General features: G+C 47.5%; 24 protein-coding genes and 3 pseudogenes. 12 read left to right on the forward strand and 15 right to left on the reverse strand.

Going from position 1 to position 26,304, the window contains the following annotated elements:
* Positions 1-146: 146 nt before the first annotated feature.
* From CRN95_RS04615 to CRN95_RS04635, 5 genes are all read right to left on the reverse strand, one after another.
* Positions 147-821 (reverse strand): hypothetical protein, encoded by a 675-nt coding sequence (locus CRN95_RS04615; RefSeq protein WP_097020201.1) that lies wholly within the window; start codon positions 819-821, stop codon positions 147-149.
* Entirely contained in the window at positions 814-1,647 is an 834-nt protein-coding gene (locus CRN95_RS04620; RefSeq protein ID WP_097020202.1) for a TIGR02147 family protein, read from the reverse strand. Before CRN95_RS04620 ends, CRN95_RS04615 begins: the two co-directional genes overlap by 8 nt.
* Positions 1,648-1,866: 219 nt before the next feature.
* Entirely contained in the window at positions 1,867-3,459 is a 1,593-nt protein-coding gene (locus CRN95_RS04625; RefSeq protein ID WP_097020203.1) for a glycoside hydrolase family 5 protein, read from the reverse strand.
* Between the two features lie 219 nt (positions 3,460-3,678).
* Complete coding sequence (gltA, locus tag CRN95_RS04630; protein ID WP_015731852.1) at positions 3,679-5,178, reverse strand: NADPH-dependent glutamate synthase; 1,500 nt, start codon at positions 5,176-5,178, stop codon at positions 3,679-3,681.
* Positions 5,178-6,065 carry a sulfide/dihydroorotate dehydrogenase-like FAD/NAD-binding protein gene (locus CRN95_RS04635; RefSeq protein ID WP_097020204.1) on the reverse strand — a complete coding sequence of 296 codons (888 nt, stop codon included), beginning with the start codon at positions 6,063-6,065 and terminating at the stop codon, positions 5,178-5,180. Before CRN95_RS04635 ends, gltA begins: the two co-directional genes overlap by 1 nt.
* Positions 6,066-6,220: 155 nt before the next feature.
* Here CRN95_RS04635 and CRN95_RS04640 point away from each other — a divergent pair, with 155 nt between their 5' ends.
* Positions 6,221-6,661, forward strand: coding sequence for an Rrf2 family transcriptional regulator (locus CRN95_RS04640; RefSeq protein WP_085491169.1), 441 nt, complete (start codon positions 6,221-6,223; stop codon positions 6,659-6,661).
* Between the two features lie 34 nt (positions 6,662-6,695).
* Here the strand turns inward: CRN95_RS04640 and CRN95_RS04645 are convergent, their stop codons facing one another.
* Positions 6,696-7,604, reverse strand: coding sequence for a PD-(D/E)XK nuclease family transposase (locus CRN95_RS04645; protein WP_097020205.1), 909 nt, complete (start codon positions 7,602-7,604; stop codon positions 6,696-6,698).
* A 722-nt stretch (positions 7,605-8,326) separates the two neighbouring features.
* Here CRN95_RS04645 and CRN95_RS04650 point away from each other — a divergent pair.
* From CRN95_RS04650 to CRN95_RS14625, 9 genes and pseudogenes are all read left to right on the forward strand, one after another.
* Positions 8,327-9,136, forward strand: a pseudogene (locus CRN95_RS04650) (GTP-binding protein); the annotation flags it as partial.
* Positions 9,137-9,228: 92 nt separating this feature from the next.
* Positions 9,229-9,846 (forward strand): TetR/AcrR family transcriptional regulator, encoded by a 618-nt coding sequence (locus CRN95_RS04655; RefSeq protein WP_073053488.1) that lies wholly within the window; start codon positions 9,229-9,231, stop codon positions 9,844-9,846.
* Entirely contained in the window at positions 9,843-10,730 is an 888-nt protein-coding gene (locus tag CRN95_RS04660) for an ABC transporter ATP-binding protein (protein ID WP_097020206.1), read from the forward strand. Before CRN95_RS04655 ends, CRN95_RS04660 begins: the two co-directional genes overlap by 4 nt.
* Before the next feature lie 13 nt (positions 10,731-10,743).
* Positions 10,744-11,538, forward strand: a complete 795-nt coding sequence (locus CRN95_RS04665; RefSeq protein ID WP_035769273.1) for an ABC transporter permease subunit — start codon at positions 10,744-10,746, stop codon at positions 11,536-11,538.
* 12 nt (positions 11,539-11,550) lie between these two features.
* Positions 11,551-12,336 carry an ABC transporter permease subunit gene (locus CRN95_RS04670; RefSeq protein ID WP_026667057.1) on the forward strand — a complete coding sequence of 262 codons (786 nt, stop codon included), beginning with the start codon at positions 11,551-11,553 and terminating at the stop codon, positions 12,334-12,336.
* A gap of 58 nt (positions 12,337-12,394) precedes the next feature.
* Positions 12,395-12,757: a nuclear transport factor 2 family protein gene (locus tag CRN95_RS04675; RefSeq protein ID WP_072831146.1), complete on the forward strand. Its 363-nt coding sequence runs from the start codon at positions 12,395-12,397 to the stop codon at positions 12,755-12,757.
* Between the two features lie 478 nt (positions 12,758-13,235).
* A pseudogene (locus CRN95_RS04680) lies at positions 13,236-13,610 on the forward strand (class I SAM-dependent methyltransferase); the annotation flags it as partial.
* Positions 13,609-13,764 (forward strand): hypothetical protein, encoded by a 156-nt coding sequence (locus CRN95_RS14900; protein WP_170861496.1) that lies wholly within the window; start codon positions 13,609-13,611, stop codon positions 13,762-13,764. The pseudogene CRN95_RS04680 and the gene CRN95_RS14900, both read left to right, overlap by 2 nt.
* 25 nt (positions 13,765-13,789) lie before the next feature.
* A complete protein-coding gene (locus CRN95_RS14625; protein WP_145993960.1) occupies positions 13,790-14,149 on the forward strand; it encodes a hypothetical protein in 360 nt (119 codons plus the stop codon).
* Between the two features lie 7 nt (positions 14,150-14,156).
* Here the strand turns inward: CRN95_RS14625 and CRN95_RS04685 are convergent, their stop codons facing one another.
* Positions 14,157-15,266 carry a hypothetical protein gene (locus CRN95_RS04685; protein WP_097020207.1) on the reverse strand — a complete coding sequence of 370 codons (1,110 nt, stop codon included), beginning with the start codon at positions 15,264-15,266 and terminating at the stop codon, positions 14,157-14,159.
* 60 nt (positions 15,267-15,326) lie between these two features.
* Between CRN95_RS04685 and CRN95_RS15130 the strand changes: the two are divergent.
* Positions 15,327-15,434: pseudogene (locus tag CRN95_RS15130) on the forward strand (KilA-N domain-containing protein); the annotation flags it as partial.
* A gap of 213 nt (positions 15,435-15,647) precedes the next feature.
* Positions 15,648-16,445, forward strand: coding sequence for a KilA-N domain-containing protein (locus CRN95_RS04695; RefSeq protein ID WP_073423624.1), 798 nt, complete (start codon positions 15,648-15,650; stop codon positions 16,443-16,445).
* Positions 16,446-16,459: 14 nt separating this feature from the next.
* Here the strand turns inward: CRN95_RS04695 and CRN95_RS04700 are convergent, their stop codons facing one another.
* The 8 genes from CRN95_RS04700 to CRN95_RS04735 form a co-directional block, all read right to left on the reverse strand.
* Positions 16,460-17,485: a tetratricopeptide repeat protein gene (locus CRN95_RS04700; RefSeq protein WP_097020208.1), complete on the reverse strand. Its 1,026-nt coding sequence runs from the start codon at positions 17,483-17,485 to the stop codon at positions 16,460-16,462.
* Position 17,486: 1 nt separating this feature from the next.
* The gene (locus CRN95_RS04705; protein ID WP_097020209.1) at positions 17,487-18,134 is read right to left on the reverse strand and encodes an energy transducer TonB; all 648 of its coding nucleotides are present in this window, start codon (positions 18,132-18,134) and stop codon (positions 17,487-17,489) included.
* A gap of 12 nt (positions 18,135-18,146) precedes the next feature.
* Positions 18,147-18,551: a biopolymer transporter ExbD gene (locus CRN95_RS04710; RefSeq protein WP_014545652.1), complete on the reverse strand. Its 405-nt coding sequence runs from the start codon at positions 18,549-18,551 to the stop codon at positions 18,147-18,149.
* A gap of 24 nt (positions 18,552-18,575) precedes the next feature.
* Positions 18,576-19,280 (reverse strand): MotA/TolQ/ExbB proton channel family protein, encoded by a 705-nt coding sequence (locus CRN95_RS04715; protein ID WP_097020210.1) that lies wholly within the window; start codon positions 19,278-19,280, stop codon positions 18,576-18,578.
* A 48-nt stretch (positions 19,281-19,328) separates the two neighbouring features.
* Entirely contained in the window at positions 19,329-20,909 is a 1,581-nt protein-coding gene (locus tag CRN95_RS04720; protein ID WP_097020211.1) for a MotA/TolQ/ExbB proton channel family protein, read from the reverse strand.
* Positions 20,906-21,715 (reverse strand): DUF3450 family protein, encoded by an 810-nt coding sequence (locus CRN95_RS04725; RefSeq protein ID WP_235002876.1) that lies wholly within the window; start codon positions 21,713-21,715, stop codon positions 20,906-20,908. The genes CRN95_RS04720 and CRN95_RS04725 overlap by 4 nt, the downstream gene beginning before the upstream one ends.
* A gap of 114 nt (positions 21,716-21,829) precedes the next feature.
* The gene (locus tag CRN95_RS04730; protein ID WP_235002877.1) at positions 21,830-23,557 is read right to left on the reverse strand and encodes a hypothetical protein; all 1,728 of its coding nucleotides are present in this window, start codon (positions 23,555-23,557) and stop codon (positions 21,830-21,832) included.
* 107 nt (positions 23,558-23,664) lie between these two features.
* Positions 23,665-26,076, reverse strand: coding sequence for a TonB-dependent siderophore receptor (locus CRN95_RS04735; RefSeq protein ID WP_235002878.1), 2,412 nt, complete (start codon positions 26,074-26,076; stop codon positions 23,665-23,667).
* Between the last annotated feature and the right edge of the window lie 228 nt (positions 26,077-26,304).

Here is a 26,304-nt window from a genome sequence, read left to right on the forward strand (position 1 = left end):
ATCTTTTTTGTCATAAAGGAGATGCCTGCTCGGCGGCAGGCATGACAAGTTCAAAGAAAAAGTACCGTCTCTGCTTAGAAAATAGATTGCAAAGCGGGCGTTAGGTATGGGGTTTGGGCAATTAGTTTTGCTAATTTGACAAAGGGCTAAATTCCAAACGAATCAATATGGACGCTGTTGTCGCCGCAGTTGGTTGTGGATTCGGCGGAAAAATCTTCCAAAAGGGTGTCAAAGACGGCAGACTCGTCAAAATAGGCACAATAGGCTTCGAGGGTTCCGCTTTCATCGCAAGCGCCACTAAATTCATCATTTGCATTTTTGAGTAAGCAAAGATATTTGAACTGTTCGAAAAGGCTGTCGCAACCGCTGCCAAAATTTTCCAATTTTATACTTCTTTCTACGCGATTGTTTGGCCCAATCTTAAACTGGGTAGAATAGTTTTTCTCATCAATTTTACAAAATGCCGAGGCGCCCTTTTCTTCGGAGTACACATCTATTTGGCCCTTATTTTTTCCATCACTCTCTACAACTTCAACTATAGTGTACGATACAGAAGCCACGTTTTCAAAAGTGACACTCAGTACTTCTTCATCTTTAACAATAACACTCTTGTATCTCACAATAAAGATTTCGCCATCAGACGAACTGCTCAAATCACCCTTTGAATCAGGCTCACCAGTAACAGAGCTGCTTGAAGAAACGCCGTTTTCAGCGATTCCCGGACCTGCATTGGGATCCACTGTTCCTGTGGCGTAATTATCATTAGAGCAAGCTGCTAAAACAAGTAAAGGAAGGACTATTAAATAGAGATTCTTAAGCACGGCTCTTCCTCGTTATTTTATTGGTGAGTGGGAAAAATTGAAAGTTTATTCGACAGACCTGATCAAAATTACAACTTTCATTCGCAATAGCAACAACCTTTTTGCAACAAGCCTTGATTTCTTCGACGATTTTATTGTAGGCATCCTGATTCACACTAAGCGTAGCACCGTTAAAGAATCGTTCACTTGTAGAATAGCGGTCTACAGCACGGGCGGCCATAATGGCCATCTCTTTGTGCATGGCGCGGATGGCAATGGGTAGCGCTTCTTTGGAACCGATAACGGTCTGTTCCGTTTGCACATAGTTTTTTTCGCCTTCCTTTTTCAGGAATCCCGCCTTGACAAGAAACTCGAGGACATCGCGGATTTCTTCGGCAGAGACATATTCCTTGCATTCTTCGGCAAGGTCGCGAGGCGTTGCTTCGGGCATCATCGGAGCGAGTTCTCGAATGACCGGGTACTTCCAGGATTCATAATATTGAAACGCATCCTTTTCAACAACGCGAACCTGGTGTTCCAACGCAATACGCTGCATTTCAAGATATGCGGCTCGCTGCGCCTCGTTGTTCTCCGCATTGCAATAAGCGACTAACTGGTAAAAGTATTCCTCTTCGTAATCGACGAGCCCCATCGATTTGGCCACCTGACTTGCCTTGATTTTGCTGAGCTTGCTTTGCCCCATGGAAACGAGCTTCAAAAAATTCGGAGACGAAAAGCCAGCCTTGCGGCAAAATTCACGCCACGAGAACGCTCCGAGACGTTTGCGTTCGTCGTAATAATCCTGCAAATAAAGGTGGTAATCGTGGTACTCAAAAATGGACTTCATAATACACAAAATAAATTTTTACAATACAAAAGTCAATATTTGTATTATACGGGAAATGTTATTTTGCCGTCAGGAAAACAATATTTTCGATTTTTTAGGAGCAGCAAAGTCTATATTATACAAAACGTATAATAGCGGGAAATAAAGGGCTTATGGCTACGAGAAAGCCCCGGCATGGGGGCCGGGGCATGTTCAATAAAAACGCGCAAGTATAGCAATTTAGCGAATCTTGACTTGCAAGACGCTATTTTTGCACTTGGCGATGTAATTGCCTTGGCGGAGACCATGCAGCTGCATTTGGACCTGCCCGGCGGACACGTTATTCGTGGAGCGGACGAGGTTTCCGTTCATATCGAACAGCATAATATCGCCGGATGCATAAAGCGTATTGCCATCGCGGTGGAATTTTACGACATCACCCGCGAGAACAGTCGGCAAAGCGATGGTCACCGAGCTGCTGGACTGAGCAATTTCACTTGAACTTGAAACGGCTACGCTAGAACTGGAGACGACCACGCTCGAGCTAGACTGCGTTTCCGAGCCACCATTGATAAAGTCTTCGACGTGCGTGACGCCATTGTTCACGTAATTGCCGAGGCTATAAACACTGCGCATGGCATTGATAACATCCGTTTCGAGAACCTTGCCCACCGGCGAGCTTTGACGGCGAATGTAAGCCATGTTGTCGTAGCCGGAATTGCTTTCGTTGCCCATATCCCAAAGAATCGGGGTAAGGCCGTACTGCTTAGCCGCCGAGACGACATCCTTGTGCCACTGCACGCGCCCCTGCTTGTGGAGATTCAGGTCGGAGCCGCTCAATTCCGGAGAGCGGACGTTTGCACCGAACTCGCCGACAATGACCGGGTAACCCTTGTTCACGTAATTCGTCTTCATCTTGGCAAACTGTTCCTGCGGATGCACGATGCTCCCGAGCTTGGAATCGACAGAGCCCGCCCAGGCGTTATAACCCGCATTGCGCTTGGGTTCGCTAGCCTTGGTGTAATCGCCATAGTAGTACTGCGGCTGAATCGGTTCGCTGGCGCCCCAGTCCTGTTGGCTCGTCATGAGTGTGTACTGGTACGGATCGTAGTAATGCACTTCGAACATCAAGCGGCCTTCGACCTTGTCTTTCGGGAAGGTGCTTACCGGAGCACTTTTGACCGACTTGTCGATGTCAGTATTGAGGCCCTGGATAATCAAAGTACGGGTTTCGTTGTTGCCACCCGTAGCACGTACTGCGTCAATGAACGTCTGGTAGTAATGCATAAGCGTAGACACATGCTGCGATGTCCACGTGTTCACATTCGGGCCGGGTTCGTTTGCGCCCGCGAAGAGCAAGCATTCGTTGTAATTCTTAAACTTGTTCGCAATCTGCGTCCAGTAAGTCTTCATCTTGTTGTCGATGGTGTTATCGACGCTCGTGCCGATGTTGCTCTGGAACCAGCCACCTTCACCTTCGTGGTGGATGTTCAAAATCGTGTAGAGGCCTGCGCGCATGGCGTAATCAACGACCGTCTTCACGGAATCGAGCCAACTTTCGGTGACCTTGCCACCGCTAGTGTGACTGTCCCAAGCGCAAGGAATACGCACCGTATTGAAGCCTGCCGCCTTCACGGAGTCAAGCAAAGCCTGAGTCGGGAAAGGGTTGCCCCAATTGGTCGGGTCGTTAGGCACTTCCATCGAGTTACCGATGTTGAAGCCCATGCCCATCTTGGCTTGAACTTCTTTTGCTGTTGGAAGTGTGGCTGCGGAAACAGAGCCTGCTAAAAATGCAACGCCACAGGTGATTCCAAGAATTTTAGACCAATCCATAACATCTCCTTAAATAACCTTTCCTTTGAATATAATCAAAAGATTTGGGAAAAGGCGATGTCACAAAAAAGGAAGAATTGACAAAAAGGAACGGGGTTAAAGGCGACCCCGGAACAGAGTCCGGGGTGACAACGCAAAAAAGGATGGCCGAAGCCATCCTCTTTTAAAATGCGTAAGGCGATTCCGGCACGGAGGCCGGAATGACAGTCCAAGCAAGAATTACTTCTTCAGGAATTCGTTGATGCCTGCAGCGGCACGACGACCTTCGCCCATGGCGAGGATCACGGTTGCAGCGCCGAGCACGATGTCACCACCGGCGTAGACCTTTTCCATAAAGGTCTTGTTGGCGGTTGCATCTTCGAGAAGGATGTGACCCTTCTTGTCGACGGAAAGTTCCGGCGTGGTGTTGCTGATAAGCGGGTTAGAACCGTTACCAATAGCAACGAGCACGGTGTCGCATTCGATTTCGAAGCTTGCACCTTCGACCTTGACCGGACGCGGACGGCCCTTTTCGTCGGGTTCGCCGAGTTCGTACTTGTCGACGAGCATGCCACGGACGTGACCGGCTTCGTCGCCAAGAATCTTGGCCGGGTTCTGCAAGACGCAGAATTCGACACCTTCTTCCTGAGCGTGGAGAACTTCTTCCTTACGGGCCGGAAGTTCGTTCATGCTACGACGGTAAATGATGCGGACCTTTTCTGCACCGAGGCGGAGAGCCATACGGGCAGCGTCCATAGCGACGTTACCACCACCGAGGACGACAACGTTCTTGCCCGGCCACATCGGCGTATCGGCATTTTCCTTGTCGTAAGCGCGCATGAGGTTTGCGCGGGTGAGGTATTCGTTAGCTGCGAACACACCGACGAGGTTTTCACCTTCGATGTTCATGAACAACGGAAGACCAGCACCGGTACCGACGAACACAGCGTCAAAGCCATCCTTTTCGATGAGGTCCTTGAGCTTGCGGGTACGGCCAATCACAAAGTTCGTTTCGAACTTCACGCCCATAGCGGCGAGAGATTCAATTTCCTTGTCCACAATCTTCTTCGGAAGACGGAATTCAGGAATACCATAGCGGACCACGCCACCGAGCTTGTGGAAAGCTTCGAAAATGGTCACGTCGTGGCCTTCGCGGCGGACGTCAGCAGCGACGACCAAGCCGGCAGGACCGGAACCGATCACAGCCACCTTCTTGCCCGTTGCTGGCTTAACAGCCGGAACGGAAGCGCCACCGTTGTTGCGTTCATAGTCAGCAGCAAAGCGTTCCAAGCGACCGATTGCGACAGCCTGGTTCACGTCCTTGTGCATCTTGCCCATCGTGCAGTTCATCTGGCACTGGCGTTCCTGCGGGCAAACACGACCGCAGATAGCCGGGAGCAAGCTCGTTTCCTTAATCTTTGCAATAGCAGCCTTGAAGTCGCCTTCGGCAATCTTTGCGATGAAGGCCGGAATGTCGATGTGCACCGGGCAGCTTTCGACACAGAACGGCTTCTTGCAGTTAAGGCAGCGGTTAGCTTCGACGATAGCCTGAGCTTCGGTATACCCCTGAGCCACTTCTTCCATCACGCGTGCGCGATAGGACGGTTCGAGCTGCGGCATCGGCTGGGCCGGAATGGCAGTCTTGTCCTTGGGCTTCAAGGGCTTCGGAAGGGCATTAATCTTTTCAAGTTCCACCTTGGCGGCGGCGTCCAACTGTTCGCGAGTCATATGTTCAGACATTATTTGCTCTCCTTAGCCTTGGCATCAGCCATCTTGTCGATGTTGCACTTGTGACCGTCATTGGCACCGAAGCGGTGCAATGCTTCCTGTTCCTGGGGCTTGAATGCACCCATACGCTGGAGCATGTTGTTCCAGTCGACTTCGTGGCCGTCGAATTCCGGACCATCGACGCAGACGAACTTCGTCTTGCCACCGATAGTGACGCGGCAACCACCGCACATGCCAGTACCATCGACCATGATGCTGTTGAGGCTAACGACAGTCTTCACGCCATACGGCTTGGTGGTAAGGGCGCAGAACTTCATCATGATCGGAGGACCGATAGCGATGACCATGTCCGGCTTGCCCTTGGTGTCTTCGCAAAGTTCCTTAAGCGGTTCGGTCACAAGACCCTTGCGGCCATAAGAACCGTCGTCGGTCATGAAAATGATGTTGTCAGCGAGAGCGGTCATTTCTTCCTTCATGAGGAAGAGGCTTTCGTTACGGGCACCCATGATAATCGTTACCTTGTTGCCAGCAGCCTTGAGAGCCTGGACAATCGGGTGCATCGGGGCAATACCGACACCACCGCAAACGCAGACCACGTGGCCGAAGTTTTCGATATGGGTCGGAGAACCAAGCGGGCCAACCAAGACCGGGATATCGTCACCGACTTCGAACTTGGAAAGTTCGGTCGTCGTCTTGCCAACCGTCTGGAAAATGAGGGTGATAGAACCTTCTTCAGTATCGGCATCGGCGATGGTGAGCGGAACGCGTTCACCGTTGTCCTTGTTCGTCTGGAGGATGATAAATTGTCCTGCCTTACGTTCTTGCGCGATCAGCGGGGCGTGGACGCGGAATTGGAATACCGCGGGAGATAACTGCTTTTTAAAGAGAATTTTTGCCATAATGCGAGGCAATATAGAAATTTTTTTTGACCACTGATAGTAAAAAAATATGTAAAGGGAGGCTGTAGAGCTGAAAAAAGCCAACTAAAGTTGTAGGAAAAAATTTACAATAATTGTAATTATATTTATATTGTAGTTCAAAGGAGTCATGAATCATGAGAGTATCAACGAAAGGTCGATACGCTATTCGCGTTATTATTGATATGGCAGAAAACGGCGAAGCCGAATTCCACCCGCTACACAACCTGGCGGAACGTCAGGGACTTTCCGAAAAATATCTCGAAGCGATTCTTGGAGTCCTCGTAAAGAACAATGTGCTCGAAGGCGCACGCGGCAAAGGCGGCGGCTACAAGCTAGCAAAGCCAGCGGCTGAGCTCACGGTCTGGGAAATCCTGAGTGTCATTGAGACATCCATTAGCCCGGTGGAATGCGTTGCTGACGGGAAAAACGGTTGCGACCGTGCAGACGTCTGCCCGACACTCCCAATGTGGAAGGACTTGGCGAAAATCATCAAGGATTACTTCACGGGAATCACCATCGAGCAATTGGCCCGCAAAGCCCCAAAAATTGCGCGCCCGCTCTGCAACGAAAAATAAAAGAGCGAAATCTAGTCACTTTCCGGACTGAACATCAGCGCTGCGCTCTGCGCTTTTTAATTTCGTCCAGAGAAATACCGGAAATAATAGCGATTTTTTCAATAGGAATATCATTAGCAAGCATCGCATCGACCATTTCAAATCGAGTCTCAATCTTGGCACCAGCCAAACGACATTCTATTTCTTCTTTTGCAATCATTTCTCGCTCCAGTTCGTTCAGAGTGGTTTTGTCCAAGTTTTCGATTTTGATACGGTTCAAGGCGTCGTTGACGATTCCATTTCCAAAGTCAGGAAGCGGTTCGCCCTCATGCGCGTGTTTGAGCACATAGAGCCAGGCGTCAACAGGATCTTTTACCTCGTCTGCGGTTTTATTAAACTTCGGCAGACTTACAATAATATACTTATTTTTGGGGAATAACGTCTCAATGATTCCTCCATCTAACACTTCCTTGCTATAAATAGCCCATTCATCAATGTATTTTTCCATGCAGTACGGCAATTCAAAATCACAAATCCAAATGGATATTGTTTCGGGAATTTCATAACGCCGGTATTCCTTTTCTTCTTTTGTGAGCGTTTTAAATTCTTCTGATTTATCCATTTCATGCTTACCTTTTATAATCAAAAACGCTTTGTACAATATGGTTCGGTCGATAAAGAAACTGTGGTCTGCCTTCTGCATTTCAATATTAAGGAAACGCTTAGAACCCGTAGTTGCGAAAGCATCCAAAATGACTTTCCGCTCTTCGGGAATCATAAATCTTAACGTATGTTCAAACGAGTAATTCAGATTCTTGATTTGGTCGTCGCCTTTCAGGTGCAAGATTCCATCAACGAAGTCCTTGATGGCATCCTTACTGGCGAACAGGCTCTTGAATCCGGTATCGGTTCTCGGGTCGATGTAGGTTTTGCCTTTTAGCTTTTCAGGAATAGATTGATTCATAATTACACCTCCATTAAGTTTGGAGGTTCTAATCTACAATAGAGAATTTTCAAAAAGCGAAACTTTGCAAATTTTGCAAACAACCGTTAGCAAAAACGTTTATTTTGTCAACTATTGATTTCAACACTTCACTAGCAAAAAAGTACAAAGCCTCCCCAAAATTGGCCCAAAATACAAGAATCTATTCAATTTTTCTGATTTTTCCAGCGTCCAACCGCTTGCGAAGCCGCATAAAATAAGGTATTTTCAAAAGTACGTCTTATAGGGGCTCTTTTTGAGCGGAGTTAAAACCTATCTTTGCGCTCGGAGCCTTAGCTCAATCGGTTAGAGCGTCGGACTCATAAAAATTGTGGCACCAGTCTGAAAGGGCTGGATGCGAATGGGAAGAAATCGGTGAAACCTAACCAGCGGTAACGCTGCACGGCAACGCCGAGCCGAGCCAGGGGTACACTCCTGGAAGGTGTAGAGACTAGCGGAGCAGTAGAGCCTGCTTAATGACCGCACAAGCCTCCCACGCCTAAACCCGCAAGGGCATGGCGAAGACATAGTCCACGGAGGTGCGAAAGCATCACGAACGTAAACCCGTTGGTTCCCGGTTCAAGTCCGGGAGGCTCCACTTAAAGAGGATGAGCTGAACAGCTCACCCTCTTTTTGTTTATCTTTAGGGTAAAGCCCTTGGAGGATTTTTATGCCCTTCGGGGCAGTAAAGGGAGGACAATCACATGAAAATAATCAATATTGGAATTCTTGCCCATGTAGACGCTGGAAAGACGACCTTGACGGAGAGCCTGCTATATGCCAGCGGAGCCATTTCAGAACCGGGGAGCGTCGAAAAAGGGACAACGAGGACGGACACCATGTTTTTGGAGCGGCAGCGTGGGATTACCATTCAAGCGGCAGTCACTTCCTTCCAGTGGCACAGATGTAAAGTCAACATTGTGGATACGCCCGGCCACATGGATTTTTTGGCGGAGGTGTACCGCTCTTTGGCTGTTTTAGATGGGGCCATCTTGGTGATCTCCGCTAAAGATGGCGTGCAGGCCCAGACCCGTATTCTGTTCCATGCCCTGCGGAAAATGAACATTCCCACCGTTATCTTTATCAACAAGATCGACCAGGCTGGCGTTGATTTGCAGAGCGTGGTTCAGTCTGTTCGGGATAAGCTCTCCGCCGATATTATCATCAAGCAGACGGTGTCGCTGTCCCCGGAAATAGTCCTGGAGGAAAATACCGACATAGAAGCATGGGATGCGGTCATCAAAAATAACGATAAATTATTGGAAAAGTATATCGCAGGAGAACCAATCAGCCGGGAAAAACTTGTGCGGGAGGAACAGCGGCGGGTTCAAGACGCCTCCCTGTTCCCGGTCTATTATGGCAGCGCCAAAAAGGGCCTTGGCATTCAACCGTTGATGGATGCGGTGACAGGGCTGTTCCAACCGATTGGGGAACAGGGGAGCGCCGCCCTATGCGGCAGCGTTTTCAAGGTTGAGTACACCGATTGCGGCCAGCGGCGTGTCTATCTATTTTTAAAATGATAATTTTAATTACTTGACCGAATCGGTTATTGGTGTTATATTATAAATAACCGATTCGGTTATTTCGTTGAAAGGCAGGGATCAAAGTGGAAAAATTTTTGGCGCTGACGGAAGAAAAGAAAATGACGATCCTGAACGCAGCACTTCAGTGCTTCGGAAAATTTGGTTATGAAAAAGCATCCGTCAATGATATTGCAGTGGCTGCTCATATCTCCAAGGCATCCATGTTTCAGTATTTCGGAAGCAAAAAACAGCTCTATATTTATCTGCTGGAATACTGTAAAAAGGTCATTGAAGAAATATTTGAAAAAGCACATCTGGATTCCAAAACGGATTTGTTCGACAGGATCCTGGCATCCAGCCGCATGGAAATGGAGAGCTTCCAAAATCAGCCCTTCACCCTGCAGTTTATTACCAGCGTCTGGGAAGAAACTTCTCCCGAAGTAGCCGATGCGCTGGTGATTCTGACAGAGGAAGCCTGCAGCTTCAGAAACGATATGGTTCTTCGGGAGGAGGACGCTTTGAAATTCAAAAACCCGGAGGATGCCCGGCCGGTATTTCAGATGCTGCTTCTGATGGGCGAGGGATATGCGGCCCGGTACCGTGGGGCAAATGCTTTTGACTTTGAGACCGTCATGGATGATTTTGAGAAGAACATCGCAATTCTGCGGAAAAATTTTTATAAGGAGGAGTATCTGAAATGAGCGAGCCAATCATTGTTTTGGAAAAGCTGACCAAGCACTATGGGAAACATCGGGGAATTGACGGACTTAGCTTCTCTGTTGACCAGGGCGAGTTTTTCGGCTTCATTGGCCCAAACGGTGCGGGAAAATCCACCACCATCCGCACCCTGATGGGCCTGATCCATCCCAGCGGCGGCAGCGCATCTATTTTCGGCCTGGACTGCCAGACCAAGGCCAGTGTCATTGCCAGAGATGTGGGCTATCTTCCCAGCGAAAACAGCTATTATGAAAACATGAAGGTGCGGGAACTGCTGCAATACAGCGCAGACCTGTACGGCATGAATTGCGAAACGAAAATGTATGAGCTCTCCGAGCGCCTCAATCTGGATCTGACCCGGAAAATCGCAGACCTGTCTCTGGGCAACAAGAAGAAGGTGGGGATCGTGTCTGCCGTCATGACCTCGCCCAAGCTGCTGATCATGGACGAACCCACCAGCGGCTTAGACCCGTTGATCCAGCAGGCTTTCTACGATATTCTGAAGGAGGAGAACAGCCGGGGAACCACCATTTTCTTCTCCTCCCATGTCCTCAGTGAGGTGCAGAAGCTGTGTGACCGGGTGGCGATCTTAAAAGAGGGCAAGCTCGTGGGCATTCAGTCCATCCGAGAGCTGCGGGAAAGCGGCTATAAAAAGGTCAGCCTTACCGCTGAAACGGCCATCCCCCGTGAGTTCTGGGGCCTGCCCGGCATTGCCAACTACACCGAGAGTCCTGACAAGACCTCTGTTTCCTTTATGTATAACGGCAATATCACGGCGATCATTGACAAGCTTCACCTGCTGCATTTGGACGATGTGCTTTTGGAAGAACCCTCTTTGGAGGCGATCTTCCTGCACTACTATGCGTAAGGAGGTGTCAGGCATGGTCATTTTGAAATATGAACTGAGAAGGCATCGAACCTATATCCTGGGCTGGGCCATCGCCTTGGCTGCGTGCATCTTTTTCATGACACCGACTTATTACAGCTTTCTGGATGCGGCCTCCGTGGAACTCTTTGAAACCATGGGCACCACGGACTTTTACAGGAGCGTCGGCGTATCGATGGAATACCTGACCTCTCCGCTGGGTATTTACGGGTTCCTGACCAGCTTTTTCATGATTGCCTCCGGCGTTTTCGGGATGCACTTCGGCATTTCCATTCACACCAGAGAATGTACGGAAGGAACCTCGGAATACCTGTTTACAAAGCCCTTTCCCCGGAAAGCAATTTATTGGGCAAAGGCATGGACGGTGTTTGTCGGCGTGGCGATCGTGGGTGCGGCGTATCTGCTGGCTTCCCTTTTCGCCATGGCAACATTCCGTTCCGGAACTCCTTGGGGAGAGTTTTTCCTGATTGCCCTGTCCCTGACCCTTGTGACGCTGTTCTTCGCTGCAATGGGGCTGATGGTGGGAGTTTTGTTTTCCCGCAACCGCAGTCCGCTGCTGACTGCCGGTTTGGTTGTGTTCGTTGAGTATTGCATTACCAGCTTCTCCAACATCGTCAGTAACCGGGCTATCAGTTTTCTGTCTCCCTACTCGTTCTTCGGAGCCGCCGAGATCTCCAAAGCCGGCTTCTATGACCTCCGGTATCTTGGGTGGTGCGTGCTGCTGTTTGCCTTGTTTTTGGTGCTTTCTTACGGTGTCTTTCTGAAAAAAGACATTCAGTTCCGCAGCTAAGGAGGTGTGAACATGAAAACATTGATTAAAAATGAATTCCGCCAAACCAGAAGACTTTTGCTGATCTGGCTGGGAATCATGCTGCTTCTGTGCGGTTTCTGCTATTTTGAGCTTCTGTCCCTACGGGACAGTCTGGATGAAATGGCAGCGATGGTCAGCCAATTTCCGAGACTGATCATGATCATGTTCGGAGTCAAAGGCGACTTGACGACATCCACCGGCTGGTATGTGTGCATCTATTTCTGGGAGGGACTGCTGGCGTTTCCTTATGCCATGTCTTTGGGACTGTCCTGTGTGGCAAGGGAAAAGAAATTCGGAACATCGGAATACCTGTTCACAAAGCCTGTGAAGCGGAAAACCATTGTTCTGGCGAAGGTGATCGTTTCGGCAGTGAACCTGCTGGTGTTCGCCCTGTTCAGCGGCGTGTGTAATTATTTCACGATCGTTCTTCCTTTGGGCGGTCTGGATCAGCCGGGAGCGGTGCTTTCCACAACGATGGGAATGTTCTTTACCCAGACTCTCTTTTTTGCCCTGGGTCTGCTGTTTTCCAGTGTGCTTCGATCCTATAAGGCTGCGGTGCGGACAGGAACAATTTCCATGCTGGCTGCCTATGGGTTGGCCTTTACTGCCGAGTACACAGGAAATCATTTCCTGGACTACCTGACCCCATTGCGTTATTTTGATGTGTACGAGGTAGCACTGCACGGTTTCCACCTTCCCTATCTCGTCTTAACGATCGTTGTGGCAGGTATTTGTGTCGCAGCTGCCCTGGATCAGTGGAAACGGCGGGAATTGTGATGTTACATGAATCGTGTATCTTGAAAACAGCAGCTAACGATATATGGAGGAAATATTTATGTTACGGCCAAAAGAAATAGTATGTAAATGGGTAGATGCCTTTAACAACCATGATGTAGAGGCAATTATGAGCTTGTACCATGATAACGCAACCAATCATCAGGTGACCAATGATCCCGTGATTGGGATAGATGCAATCCGTGAAATGTTTACAGCAGAATTTGCCACTGCCGATATGACTGCCATTGTAGAGAATATCTTTGAAGATGGACAGTGGGCGATTTTAGAATGGAAGGACCCTCTGGGACTGCGGGGATGCGGCTTCTTCCATGTTGTGAATGGTAAAATTCTGTTTCAGAGAGGATATTGGGATAAGCTGTCTTTTCTGAAGCAGCATAATTTGCCTATTGAATCGTTGTGAAAAGGTGAACAGAGCACGAAGTTGAAGGAAGGGCGAAAATGGAGCGAGGAAGAATTATTGTAATTACAGGCCCTCCGGGAACTGGAAAATCGACAGTATGGATGCCATGGAAGGAATATTCTTCTTCGTCGATGCGGGCGGCTTCCTGAAGCCAAACATACAGGTCGTTGCTCTCTGGGTTACAAGGAAGCTCTGAACCACGCCTCTGACGATACAATGCGTACAAGAGAAAAGAGGGAAAGACCGCTGACAGCATTAAAAAAGATGCAATTTTTTCACAGCATACTTTCCGAACCATGTGTGGTGTATGGCACCGCATTTCTCAGCAACACAATATACCAAGTTCGAGGCGGAGAGTCTATTGAAATAAAAAAATCCGAGGAAGAGAATATCTCTCTGCCTCGGATTTTTCGTTTCATCCCTCAATCGGCTGGTGTAGTACCTTCAATTTCAAGATGTCCCTGTGCGGACACGCCCTTCGGTTGTCGCTTTTGATTACAGCAAAAAAATGATAGAATTGGCTAAAAGACGGCAATCACAATATGCAAAACAAATTGAATTTTGTGTGGCGGATGCGACCGATAGAAAAAGTATATTAGAATTAAAAAGAAATCGAGCCTTTACGAAAGCAGTTTCTAATATGGCAATTATGGATATTACGGATATTGAACCACTTCTTATGGCTGTTTATGAACTGTTGCAGGAAAGCGGAATTTTTGTCTTTGCAACGCAACACCCTTGTTTTGTCACGTTGACTGAAAAATATATGACACCGCACAGTTACTATGATATAGCGATTGAAGGGCAACCGAAAGAGCAGATTTATTATCATCGTTCCATACAAGGTATATATGGATAAAGACTTGGAAAAGCTCATGGAAAAATATAACGTTCCATGCAAAGTCAAGAAAGTCAAAAAGCAAACTTTAGACTTGAATCCTCAAGATAAAGTCATTGACTGCGATTATGTTGACCCGGCTGGTTTTCCCCATTGGGACAAAGATTAAATCTTGAATGTCATAAAGGCCCTTTATGCTAAAGAAATTTCTTTCAGTGTATCTCCTTTTATCTGCTTGTCTTTATGCAACGGATTATGAGTGCATAGAGCTTTATGGAGATTATAGAGTTGTAATTGAAGGGACTAAAAATACAGCGAATCAAGTCAGTACAAAACGTTATTCAAGCTATAAATCCTGCAATCGTGATTTGGAAAATTACCTAAATGGTAAAAAGACTCCTATCGCATACGAGTGCATAGAACTTTATGGGGATTACAGAGTCGTGCTCGAAGGAACTAAAAATCCAGCAAATCAAGTTAGCTCATTGCGTTATACCAGCTATGGGTCTTGCAATAAAGCCTTGAATGAATACTTGTCTAAGCAAAGACAATAATCTGCAACTAGAGCTTCTCCAGCTTGCCGTTTTTTATGTAAAAAACCTCTGTTCCGATGGATTTCCACTTTTGGGCGAAGCCTAGATACTTGGACTTCGCCTTTTCTGTTAGGTCGTAAGGGAACGTCAGCGACTCCACGCAATCGACCGTCACATCGCCGTGAAATTGCAGTTCAAGATAGCTGCTGATGTTGTCGCTGCGGAATTTCGTCATGTCGTTCGTCTGCGTTCCCTTCACTGGCAGCTTGCTTTCATACATGTCGTCGTAGGAAACCGCTTTCGGGTCGGTGACGAGACTGGGCTGGTATCTTTCGCTTAGGCTGTCGCCAGCCGTCCATGTGCAGGTCACTTTGTCCTTCTTGAAACGTACCGCGACATTTCCGTATTGGGTGGCGCGGTTGTGCGTCGTCGCCTCACGTAGCTTGTCATGGTCGAGAAGGTTGCCGTACTTTTCATACTGCCAGATTTTGAGCTGGTTCGATTTTTCAGTAGAACCTAGGTCAAACAGGTTGTGCGCTGCGGAAAGTCTCGAATGGCTCTGCTTGATTGAACCGTCCGCGTTTAGCGACGGGCCGCTATACCCGCCGGAGCTTCCTGTCTCGAAGGTGTTTTTGAAATGGCTGTTGAAAACCTTTTCAAGCAGGTCGTCTTCTATGTGCATCCCCAAGTCGTGCTTCTGGAACAGCTCGCGCATCGTCGCCTCGATTTCTGCGGCGTGTTTCTTTGTCGCCGAGCCGTAGTAATGTCCCTTCTTATATTTCTCGATGGCTGTATCAAGGTGTCCGAGCGTGGGAGGCAACTTGTCGCCCTTGAGGGCGCGAAGGTCGTCGATGCTGATGTTTGTCGAGAACGGGACGCTTGAGCCGGACTTGATGCCAGCCTTGATTTTCTTGAGGCGTTCGAGTCCTTCCTTGTATTCGATTTCCTTCCTTCTCGTTTCCGCTTTCTTGAGCAGTTCCTTGATTTCCGTTTTCGCGGCGTTGTCGCCCTTGGCGATAAGCGCGTCCATTTCGGTCGTGAGCTTCTTGAGGACTGCGGACTTGGGGTGGTTCTTGAGGAATATCTTGATGGAGTCCACGCGGCCAAGTTCCGTTTCCCAGTCGATGAGGCGTTCCACTTCGGCGAGAGCTTTCTGTCTTATAGTGGCTCTTTTTGAGCGAAGTTAAAACTTTAGTAATTCCTATGGCTTTGGGAAAAGCTGTATAATCCCAATTTTAAACCACTCGAATCCGAGTGGTTTAGAAAGGAAGACGGACTCTACGCCTTTACTTTGTCGCCACCCAAAAAAACTCGCCCGTTCTGCAAAGAGAACATAAAAGAGTAGAGTTAAAAATTTCGAACATTCACGGCGGCAAAACCGCCGTTTTTTTTTGCGAACATTTTCAGAAAAATCTTGACAACCATCTCTAAAAGGATTACATTCATTAGTGAACAAATGTTCTAGTGCTCAAATTTTTCAAACACTGTGGTTTTTATGTTTGTCCGCAGGGAGGCGACGATGAAAATAAAGGTTATGGATGCAGAAATTTCCGTACAGAGAATCGGCAATGACGACTACATTTCGTTGACCGACATGGCCCATAGTCAAATGCAAGAACACATCATATTCAAATGGCTGAGCAATAAAAACACCATTGAATATCTAGGAGAATGGGAGTCTTTGTACAACCCGAATTTTAATTATACCGAATTCGGTACAATTAAAAATGCTGCAGGAAGCAACAATTTTGTTCTTTCGGCTAAGCAATGGATACTCTCAACAAATGCTCAAGGAATTGTAGCCAAAACAGGACGATATGGCGGAACTTTTGCACATAGAGATATAGCGTATCATTTCGGAATGTGGATTAGCCCCAGATTTCAACTATTATTGGTTCGCGAATACCAACGCCTCAAAGAAGCTGAACAAGCCAAGTTCGGCTGGTCTGTACGCCGTGAGCTCTCTAAAATCAACTACCACATTCATACGGACACCATCAAACAGAATTTGATCCCGGCAACACTCACAAAACAGCAAGTGAATATGGTTTACGCTAATGAAGCAGATGTTTTAAATGTTGCTTTATTTGGATTTACTGCTAAAGAATGGCGCAATGCGCATGACGATTTGCAAGGCAACGTCCGCGATTATGCAACAGTAAACCAGCTAATTTGCCTTTCGAACATGGAGTCGTTAAATTCAGTTCTGATCAAGGAAGGCTTGCCACAACCAGAGCGGTTGCAAAAACTGAATCAGATTGCGATTTCGCAGATGACCGTGCTAGAATCTATCGGAGAAAATAAACTGCTAAAATAATCCACTGCGGCCATTCACTTTCCGGACTGAATTTCGAGCAAGTCCGCCGTGAGAGTGGCGTCGTCAGGGAAATATTTTAAAGCGACATTCAAGAGGCGCACGGATTCTTCTGTGCGTTTTTGCGCGTGGGCATCGTAGGCCATATTCTTGAAACCAAAGACGGCTTCGGCATTCCCGTTTTTAGCAGCAAGCTCGTAGGCATATTCGGCGCGATCATAGAACTTGGCATCGTATGCGAGGTTTCCCATGAAGATGGCGGCATCGGAAAAAACGGGCTTGATTTGCAAAATGTTATTTAAGATTTCCATGGCGATGTAGGGCTTTTTGTCTTCGGCAAGGACATCGGCAAGCTTGTACATAATTTGCGTGTCGTCAATTTTCACGCTGAGGGCTTCGCGGTAGGCGTTGGCGCTTTCTTCAAAATTCTTGTTCAGGCGGTAAACATCACCAAGATAAACTAAGAAATCGGATTCTTCGGGATGGAGCGTGTAGCCTTCGCGAATTACGGCAACGGCTCGGTCAAAGTCATTCAGAGCAATGTTCGCTTCGGAGAGCTGGTAAACGATGCTGATGTCATTTTTGTCGAGGCGGTAAGCATTTTCGATGGCGCGGAGGGCTCCGACTTTGTCGCCGGTTTTGGAGTAAGCCTCACCGAGGTAAAGCCAGCCGGAAATGTTATCGGGGTCGAGTTTGAGCGCACGGTGGTAAACGGCAATGCATTCCGGGAATTGTTTTAAGCGGAAGTAGACGCTAGCCATATTGAAAAGTGCGGGTGCAAAATTGCCTTCGGAATAGTCCACAGCCTTGCGGTAGGCGGCGGCCGCCTCGGGATATTTGTCCATCTGGTAATAGCTATTGGCGATGTTGAAACTCACGGCAACGGGATCGGCGCCGCGGTCTTCGGCCTTGCGGTACAAGAGGATAGCTTGCTTGAATTTTCCACTGCGATAAAGGGCGTTTGCGCGTTCCATCAAGTCAAAAGACGATTGCGCCGCAAACGACGAAATTACAAAAAGCAAAACAAGAATAAACACTTTCATACTAGTCTCTAAACTTCACTTCGAAGGGTTGTTCCATGCCACAGAAAGCAACGGCTTTGCCGTCCTTTTCAGCAGGGGCAAAAGTCATACGAGCAATAGCATCCTTCCCCGCTTGCGCAAGTCCAGAGCCTGCGGGAGACTCTTCGATGACTTTGATATCATACGCACGACCGCCAACATCCACACAGAAACTGAGGCGGAGCATGGCATCTATTTCGCGGTCACGGATTTGCGGCGGCACCTGAAAATTCGGCATGGAGCGATTTTCGGGCTTTTTATCGACATCGCCTTTTTCAGTGGAAAGTGCGCCACCACGGAAATCAGCAACGAGTTCGCTGTTAATGGCAGCCCCAGCGGTACCAGAAACAGCGCCAAGAGCCATGGCAAAACGCGGTCCCGCTTTGGGCGAGCGAGAATTCGACTTTTGGCGGTTTGGCTTGCGTGCCGTGCGTTTTTTCTCAATCTTCTTTTCGACTTCTTCAACTTTTTTCACGGAGACTTCGGTCTTGACGAATTTCTTTTCGTAGAAGATTTTACCCGTCAAGAACAAGTTCGCCATCGTCACGGAGAATACGAGAACCAAGCTCGCAAGAATCGCCGCGAGAAGGATTGTAAAACGCTTTAAAAACTTTTTTATAAACTTTTGCATTATTCCACTCAGTTACTCTGCTTGGGCGGCGATGGAGACTTTCTTGACTCCGGCCAAATTGCACATATCAATAACCTGAACGAGCACGCCAGTTTCGGATTCCTTGTCGGCAATCACGACGGCTTCGCGGTCGGGCGCTTTCGCAAGAGACTGTTTCAAGATGTCTTGCAGGCTCGCCAAATCCACCTGGCGTTCATTCATGTGAATCGTCCCTTCGCGCGTGATGGCAATGAGCAAATTTTCTTTTTCAAGTTGGCTCGCCGATTGCGCCTGCGGTTTCGTCACATCCACACCCGTTTCGCGAGTGAACGACGACGTCACCACAAAAAAGATGAGCAAGATGAACACGATATCCATCAGCGGACCCATTTCAATGCCCACGTCTTTCTGTTTTCTTCTCGGTAAATTAAATTCCATAACAAATCCTTTAGATTGCTTCGCCTACGGCTCGCAATGACGTTGTCCAGCTCGGGTTGCAAAATAGTTGTCGATTACCGTTGCGCCAAGTTCCATTTCCTGCTTCAAGATTTCAATGCGTTCGTCCAAACGCTGTTTCATAAGAGTCAGCGGGAACGCAATCAAGAGCCCGCTCTGCGTCGAAATCAAGGCTTCTGAAATTCCATCCGCCATCAGCACCGGGTTCTGGTTTCCGTACAACGTGATTACCTCAAAAGTCGAGACCATTCCCGTGACCGTTCCAAGCAGGCCCAAGAGCGGAGCGGCTGCAGCCATCACAGAAACTATGTGGTTTCCTTGTTCCATGTAGCGCACACTTTTCATCATGCGTACTTGCATGTAATCGCGAAATTCGTCATAATTTTTTTGCGCAATTTCAATCGCGTAAGAAAGTTCTCTTGAAAGAAATCCACCGCGTTTGCGAAGGTTTGTCAAAGTCGTCTGCACACGCTGTTCATCAGAGGAAGATTCGATTCCAGCAACAGTTCTTTCGCCGGTCAAACCGCGCTGCATACGCCTCACGACTTTAGTGATATCCTTTCTGAAAAAATCGCTACCGATGCGAAACCAGCTCGAGAAAAGGAAATAGAATCCAACAACGCCCGACAAGAGGATGGGTAGCATCACCACGCCACCCGCCTCGTACGTATTCCGCAGGGATTCTATGAATATGTAATGAAAATCAGTCATAATTCATTCAGATGAGATTGCCGCGTTTTCAACTCGCAATGACGTATTTTACTTACTTTCCTTTCCAAAGACTTTATTCATAAGCGAAGTGCTTTGCACGTAAAGTTCGCTGGTGATTTTTTCAATCTTTTCGCTCAAAAGGCCATGCAAAATCATCACAGGGATTGCAATGACAAGACCCATTTCCGTCGTGACAAGAGCTTCAGAAATGCCCCCCGCAAGCACGCGAGCATCATTCGTCCCGACTTCGGTAATCACGGTAAAGAGCGTAATGATACCCGTCACCGTACCAAGCAAGCCCAAGAGCGGAGCAATCGTTCCCATCGCAGCCAGAAGGCCCATGCGGCGTTCCAATTTCGGCTGTTCACGGAGCAAAGCTTCTTGCAGGGAGCGTTCCGCATTTTCACGCGTATCGTTCACCTTGTTGAGCACAGCAAACAGCACCATCGCAAGGCTCGTCTCTTTCTTAAGGCAAAGATTGGCAGCTTCTTCGTACTTTTTCTCAGCGACAAGCGCATCCATCTTCTTGGTGAAGCGACGACCGAGATGACCGCGATAAGAAAGCATCACGAAACGTTCTAGGAACAAGAGGAGCGCAATGATCGCCACGAGCATTAGCGGATACATCACGATACCGCCCTTCTTGAAGAACAATTTAAATTCTTCGGTCCAAGTGAGTTCCTTCGTATCGGTGATAGAATTTTTGATGGCCTTATTCTGCAGCACATCCAATGGAATCGCGATAGTAGCCTGCGCGTCCGTTGCGTTACCTGACACCGCCCCAGCCTGGTTCACGGCAGCCTTGATGTTTGCCGCCATTTCCGTAGGCAGATTTGCATTCCATTCAAAGACCTTGCCCTGCAAAGCACCAGAGCGCAATAGCGCCTGCACATCGCCATTGTCGTTTGCAACTTCGCCGAGGAACACCGTTCCCAAGCGCAAACGATTCACGTTCACATCCGGGCGCGTACCGACCTGCGAAAGTTCAGCACCGTAAGACTGCGTGTAAGTGACTTCGTGACGGGCAAGCAAATCTGCCATATAGCCCTGCACCGCAGCAATTGTATTCGGCACTTTCTTTTCGGCTTCGGCACTGGCGCGTTTCAAGTTCAAAAGGCGCTTGTTCATTCCGACCGGATAATCGCCCGCCACATCGCCAAGCGTCTTTTCAATCGAAAGCTTCACTTGCGTGTTGAGCGCATCGAATGCAATTTCTTCGCTCTTGGACTTTTCTTCCGCTTCTTCGGTGACATTTTTGTTTGCCATCACTTCTTCGGTGACGCGGCCAAGATCTGTCGAGAGTTTGGAATAGCGACCATCCAGTTCACGCGTTTTATTCTGGTGTTCTTCGGTCAGCTGCGATTCGGCATACCGGTTGCTCCAATGCTTGGCATCAAGCTTTTCAAGGGAATCGGCTTTTTGCATGCGGATGCGGGTAAGCGTTTCAACTTCGCGCTGCAAATTGCGCACTTCGACTTGCAACAAGGAATCCTTAATGCGGGCTTCGTCTTCGGCGCTTTTCTTGTCGCTCGACCACGGCCAAGCAAATGCGGATGAGGCGAGCATTAAAACGATGACTAGATATTTCACTGGATTCTTCACTTCGTTCAGAATGACGTTTGGATTCATCTCACGCCTCCCACAACAGACAAACTTACAGGCAATTTTACAATCTGAGGTGGCTTTTTCGCCTGTTTCACGTCAATGGCAAGTTTCACGGCAGCGCGTTCCTCAAGATTCAATTCTTCATTCCATTCGTAAACAACTTTATTGTTTTCCAGCTTACGTTCCAGGCGACCGTAAGAGGCTCCGTTTTCATCGACATAGACCATCCACTGGTTCCCTATGCGAAGAATCGTTGCGTTTACAATTTCGCCATTTTTGCGAGTGAGCGGGCTATTGACTACAGAAACTTCATCGCCAAACTTGATTTCTTCATTCACGAGCGACTTCATGCGAGAAAATGCTTCTTCTTCGGTCACGTTTCCGCTTTCGATTTCACGAGTCAATGATTTTGCACGGTCAAGGCGCTTATCGCGTTCCCATGGGAGCGTCTGCGCAATTTGCGTTTCGAGTTGTTTGCAAATTTTGGCAAGTTCACTGCGCAAGGCGCGGCGTTTTGCGGCCACGTTATCGCTTTTGTTCTTTGCGCGGGCCTGTTTGTTGCGCTCCTGCTGGAGGCTTGATGCCACCTTGCGAATCTTAGCATTCAAGCTATCGATTTCCAGATTACGGCGTTCCACATCGGCCTTGTAGCGCTGTTCAAGCAACTGGCGATGTGATGCATCTGCACGTAGCATCGAATCCGTCGATGCGATTCGAGTGTTCAGATTTTGAATTTCAGAATTCAGCTTTTCCTTCTGCATTTTCAGATCGCGAATTTCAGACTCGTAGTCTGCAAAAGCTAGACCCGAAAGCGAGAAAATAAGGATCACAAAAGGCAATATATTCAATCGTTTCATAACTATTCCAAATAGGTTGTCTCTAAATTACATTATTTAAACACCTGGACCCACCAAAAGTGTCACCGTGTTTGAGAAAATTTTCAACTATTTGCATTCTACACGACCATCCTTGACACTGCACCAGTTTTCACAAATTTTTGGTTCTGCACCCAAGCCATAACACACATTCTCGACTTCGCGTTTCAAAACACTAGATTTTAATTCCTGGAGATAATAACGGCTCACAAGTGCGGACTTACACTGTTCGTACTCATCCAAATTCCAGCCACGATCCGCGCACCACAGCCACAGATATTCCTTGCAATTGGTCTTTTTCGGATTTTCTAGGCATTCGTTTTCAAGCGCAGAACAATCCGCAATTTTGTTACTTTCAAAATTACTTGCCACACAGTAGCGCTTAAGGCCATCGGCATATGCATTTGCCTTTGCTTTTTCACTGATGGAATCCGGCAAGAACAGAGACCACTTCGTCGTATCCAGCATCATTGCCGCCTTTACGTTTGATGCATAACACGCCTTCACATGTCTATTATAAACGGAATCCCGATAATACAAGGGAGCCTTTTCATTAGCACCTTGCAAGCCCTGTAAAGAAACATCTTCATCCGGCATTCCAGAGCAAGCCACATCCTGATAAAGCCTACAGGCTCGAGAATCCCAGCTATCGGCATTATCGCCTTCTGTATCCTTGCAATTACTCCAAGCTATATGTGAAAAGCCTACAGCATCACCACTAACTTCTATGTTAATTGTCGTTTTTGCCATTCCACAAAATACGCCCATTCCATTTTTAACATTAGACTTTGGAACAACACGCGAATCCGATACAGACTGTTTTACCTTTTCCACATAATCAACATACGCATCATCGGTCGAATAAAGGTCTACCGAAATTGTCCCTATCGGGAGCATCATATTCATCAGATAAAGAGTGTCAAGAGTCTTGTTGCCTGCGACTGAGCGATTCGATGAAAAGCCCAGATTTTGCTGTTCTTCCAGAGGATCGTGCATGGCAATTCCCCTATACCCCTCTTCATCGGCATCTTTCATTCCTTTGAACATCTGATTCATCGTGGTATTTTGCGATTCACCGCCTCTTATGTCGTAGTTCATAATCGAAAGAACGCCTCGTACTGTTTTATCATAATCCAAAGCGGCCTTCACAAATTCCATATCCATCGGATATTCCAAAAAGCTCACATAGAACAAATTAGATTCACTGCGATTTTCTTGCCACACATAACCACCCTTCTGTTGCGGCACATTCATACCCTTGACGGTCACTCGATTCGGAATCGTTGCGATTGCCTTATAGGTTGATTGCACAGTATGGCCTGCACTATCCCATTTAAATGAGGCGCTTAGCTCATATGATTCGCCAGAAATTCCGTAAAACATGTAAGGTGTATAAAAGCAATTCGGGTTCGATGATTTGGGTTTAAGAACCGCAGTTGTATCCAGTTCTTTAGCTTCTCCGCCGAACACAAATCGTCCGCTAACAGTCACATTTGCGCTATCGTAAAACGCAAAATCTTGCGATGAAGTTTCGTCGAGCTGATAGACTTTTGAGAAACAGACATAAGGATTTCCGTGCGCCATCACGTATCCGTACGTATAAACGCCCGTATAGACTTCGCGCTCTTCGGGATAGTATTCCCATGGGCCATGAAAATCGCAGGCAACGAGCAAAACAGACGAGAGAATCCAGACGAGAGACGAAAGGAATCGCCTACAAGATCCATTGGAGATCGCATCACCATTATCGAGACTCGCAATGACACCAGCATTATTACGTTTAAAAAAATCACTCATAACATATCCTCAAAAATTCAACTAAGTTCTAAGCTCTACCAAATAAAACATTACTGGATCCTTCAGCCCTACAGGCTTCAGGATGACATTCTCTCGTTGTCTCTCGTCTAAAAGTAGTATTCATAATTCAGCATAATCGGTAAAAAGGGGAACTGAGAAATCGAAGTCTTTTTCGGCGGGTTCTTGCGCGTATCGTAGAACGTAAAGAACATGTTGTCGTGATCGGTCAAGTTGATAATTGTCCAGCTGAAATTCCACTTGCCTTCGCGACCGATATCAATCGCTTTCAAGTCAATTCTGAAATAATCCGTCTGGCGTCCCGCATTGCGGCTTCCTGGTAGCACGACAACTTCATCAGAATATTTTTGCGATCCGATTTCCTGTTGCAAATAATATCCCTTGTATTCGCTAATCGGCATGCCCGATGAATACTTGAGAGCAAGCGATGAACGGAAATAGCGACCCTTTTTCTTGTGTTGCCATAAAGCATCTTCGTCACCTTTCCAGTTAATGCCCAAATCCATCTTCAACGCATAGGGCTGATGCCAACTCGGGAAATAAGGTTTGGATCCATCATTGGCTCGAGCAACACTTATACTTTGGCTCCAGTTGATTCCACCAAACCACCAGCCTTTATCTTTACGCAACGAAAGTTCATAACCGAAAGAATAGCCATCCGCCGTGCCAAAATTATCTGCCAGCACAAGACTCTTAGAAGAATTATCACTCGTGTCTGATTTCATAGCAAACGTGTTCAAGTTATTTTGAGTTTTATAATAAACGCCTGCGGTAAAATCATAACCTTCAAAAAGATCGCGTTGGCTATATTCCGCAGCAAAGAGCCACGATGAAGCCGGCTTGATATGCTTGCCACTCGTCGTTGTCGTTGCCGGGTAATAGAATTCGTTTAACGTTTCCTGATCGGTATAGACGATTGAATTCATGTACTGCAAATAATAGCCGCCATAAAGTTCTAAAGATTTCGTATCGTCAAGATTAATCGTTAGCGATGCACGCGGTTCAATGCCGAAATGTTCCGCAGCCGATTGATAATTGAAACGCAAACCATATTGCAATAACAAATCTGGCGAAATTTTCCAAGCATCCTGCGCATAGGCTACATGGTGGAAAGCCTCTTCGATATCGGCCACACCAATGGACGCCATCTTTTCCTGATAACGTTCATAAACGTATTCCAACTCGTAGCCAAACGTAAACGTGTGCTTATCGATACCGCGATAATTCAGCCATTGCTTACCTGCAAACGTGTAAAGGAGCATTTCAATCGACATCAAGTCGCTCACCTTCATCGTCTGATAGAACTGGCTATAGGCAAATGTGGCATTGTATTCCCAGTCACCATCAATGCGGTGGTAAATGCCAAGCGGAATGGCAACATTGCCCCAGTCCATATAAAGCGGGTCGAATTCAAGTTTATCCTTGCCAATATAAAAACTGAGTTTCATTCGCGTATCTTTGGAGAAATCGTACATAAACGTTCCCTGCAAATCCGTGAATTCATAATCCAGATCCAAATCCAAGAGGCCAATCGCATTGCACAAGTCGAGAATGTAGCCGATGTAAGTTGTACGACCTGCAAGCACCCAACGCGCTGGACCTTTATGGCCTTCGGTATGGAGCTGTGCTGCAAACGTACTGATTTTGACACTCGACTTGCTAAACCATTCTTCGACAGAATCCTGGCCACCCGCGCGACCTTCCATTTTGAGCACAGAGCTTAAGCGGTTGCCATACTGCGCCGGGAACCCGCTCTTGTAGAACTGTACATCGTCAATGCCTTCAACGAGAAACGTGCTGAAAAGTCCAAAGAAATGCACTGGAGAATAAACGACAGCGTTATCGAACAAGAAGAGATTCTGGTCGGCAGCGCCGCCGCGCACATAAATCTTGGAACTAAAATCGGAACTTGCGACAACGCCCGGGAGCGCCTGAATGCTCTTGATGACATCGGCTTCAGCAAGGCCCGGCATGCGCTTGATGGACTTTGCGGAAACGACTGATTCACCCGGCTTGCGTTTGGGGCGACGACGCAACTGCACCACGACTTTTTTGAGTTCGGTCACCTTGGAATTTGTGCCGCCCGAAGCAAGAAGCTTTTCTACATCAACATCGGAGGAATCCGACGAAGACTTCACTGAATCCTTCGACTCCGCTTGCGCGTCACTCACAATGGCACCCGCACCTCCGTTCGAAATCGTTTCTTCAACCGTGACTGCGTCGGGGCCAAGCGTTTTGCTGAATGAGCTATCGTTACCGAAATACAGGAGTTCATAACATTTTTCCTTCTCGGCACCAGAAGTATCCGAATTCGTCACGCAAATGTTCCAAAGCGTATCGGCAGGGAGAACAACGCTAAAAGGCGTCCCCACGGTCGTCTGCAAAGCCTCGCCCGTTTCAAGAATTTCAACATTCAGCTTTTCGTGAGCTTCAAACGAGTCATCCTGAACAATTCCATTGAAGATAATACTTTCGTGGGCTGCGGCAAACGCAACCATCATCGACAAAAAAACAACAATTCGCAGCATAAAATTCATTACAATTTCGGTTCCTTTCCCCAATGGAACACCTCAAGGTACAAAAAGTGTTACCACATAATAGAGAAATTTAAAAATTTATAGTAAACCCAAATTTTTCATATAAAAGGAGATGCCCTCCCCATACGCGGATCATGATCACATAAGTGCTAGTTGCATTCAAGGCGAGTGTCGCGACAGGCTGCTTGCAGA

This window comes from Fibrobacter sp. UWB16, from assembly GCF_900215325.1.
Taxonomy (GTDB): Bacteria; Fibrobacterota; Fibrobacteria; order Fibrobacterales; family Fibrobacteraceae; genus Fibrobacter.

Coding starts and splice junctions, on each gene's coding strand:
- CRN95_RS04620 (WP_097020202.1), bottom strand. CDS start 1,647: ATGAAGTCCATTTTTGAGTACCACGATTACCACCTTTATTTGCAGGAT.
- CRN95_RS04625 (WP_097020203.1), bottom strand. CDS start 3,459: ATGGATTGGTCTAAAATTCTTGGAATCACCTGTGGCGTTGCATTTTTA.
- gltA (WP_015731852.1), bottom strand. CDS start 5,178: ATGTCTGAACATATGACTCGCGAACAGTTGGACGCCGCCGCCAAGGTG.
- CRN95_RS04635 (WP_097020204.1), bottom strand. CDS start 6,065: ATGGCAAAAATTCTCTTTAAAAAGCAGTTATCTCCCGCGGTATTCCAA.
- CRN95_RS04640 (WP_085491169.1), top strand. CDS start 6,221: ATGAGAGTATCAACGAAAGGTCGATACGCTATTCGCGTTATTATTGAT.
- CRN95_RS04645 (WP_097020205.1), bottom strand. CDS start 7,604: ATGAATCAATCTATTCCTGAAAAGCTAAAAGGCAAAACCTACATCGAC.
- CRN95_RS04660 (WP_097020206.1), top strand. CDS start 9,843: ATGAGCGAGCCAATCATTGTTTTGGAAAAGCTGACCAAGCACTATGGG.
- CRN95_RS04665 (WP_035769273.1), top strand. CDS start 10,744: ATGGTCATTTTGAAATATGAACTGAGAAGGCATCGAACCTATATCCTG.
- CRN95_RS04670 (WP_026667057.1), top strand. CDS start 11,551: ATGAAAACATTGATTAAAAATGAATTCCGCCAAACCAGAAGACTTTTG.
- CRN95_RS04675 (WP_072831146.1), top strand. CDS start 12,395: ATGTTACGGCCAAAAGAAATAGTATGTAAATGGGTAGATGCCTTTAAC.
- CRN95_RS14900 (WP_170861496.1), top strand. CDS start 13,609: ATGGATAAAGACTTGGAAAAGCTCATGGAAAAATATAACGTTCCATGC.
- CRN95_RS14625 (WP_145993960.1), top strand. CDS start 13,790: ATGCTAAAGAAATTTCTTTCAGTGTATCTCCTTTTATCTGCTTGTCTT.
- CRN95_RS04695 (WP_073423624.1), top strand. CDS start 15,648: ATGAAAATAAAGGTTATGGATGCAGAAATTTCCGTACAGAGAATCGGC.
- CRN95_RS04700 (WP_097020208.1), bottom strand. CDS start 17,485: ATGAAAGTGTTTATTCTTGTTTTGCTTTTTGTAATTTCGTCGTTTGCG.
- CRN95_RS04705 (WP_097020209.1), bottom strand. CDS start 18,134: ATGCAAAAGTTTATAAAAAAGTTTTTAAAGCGTTTTACAATCCTTCTC.
- CRN95_RS04710 (WP_014545652.1), bottom strand. CDS start 18,551: ATGGAATTTAATTTACCGAGAAGAAAACAGAAAGACGTGGGCATTGAA.
- CRN95_RS04715 (WP_097020210.1), bottom strand. CDS start 19,280: ATGACTGATTTTCATTACATATTCATAGAATCCCTGCGGAATACGTAC.
- CRN95_RS04720 (WP_097020211.1), bottom strand. CDS start 20,909: ATGAATCCAAACGTCATTCTGAACGAAGTGAAGAATCCAGTGAAATAT.
- CRN95_RS04730 (WP_235002877.1), bottom strand. CDS start 23,557: ATGAGTGATTTTTTTAAACGTAATAATGCTGGTGTCATTGCGAGTCTC.
- CRN95_RS04735 (WP_235002878.1), bottom strand. CDS start 26,076: ATGATGGTTGCGTTTGCCGCAGCCCACGAAAGTATTATCTTCAATGGA.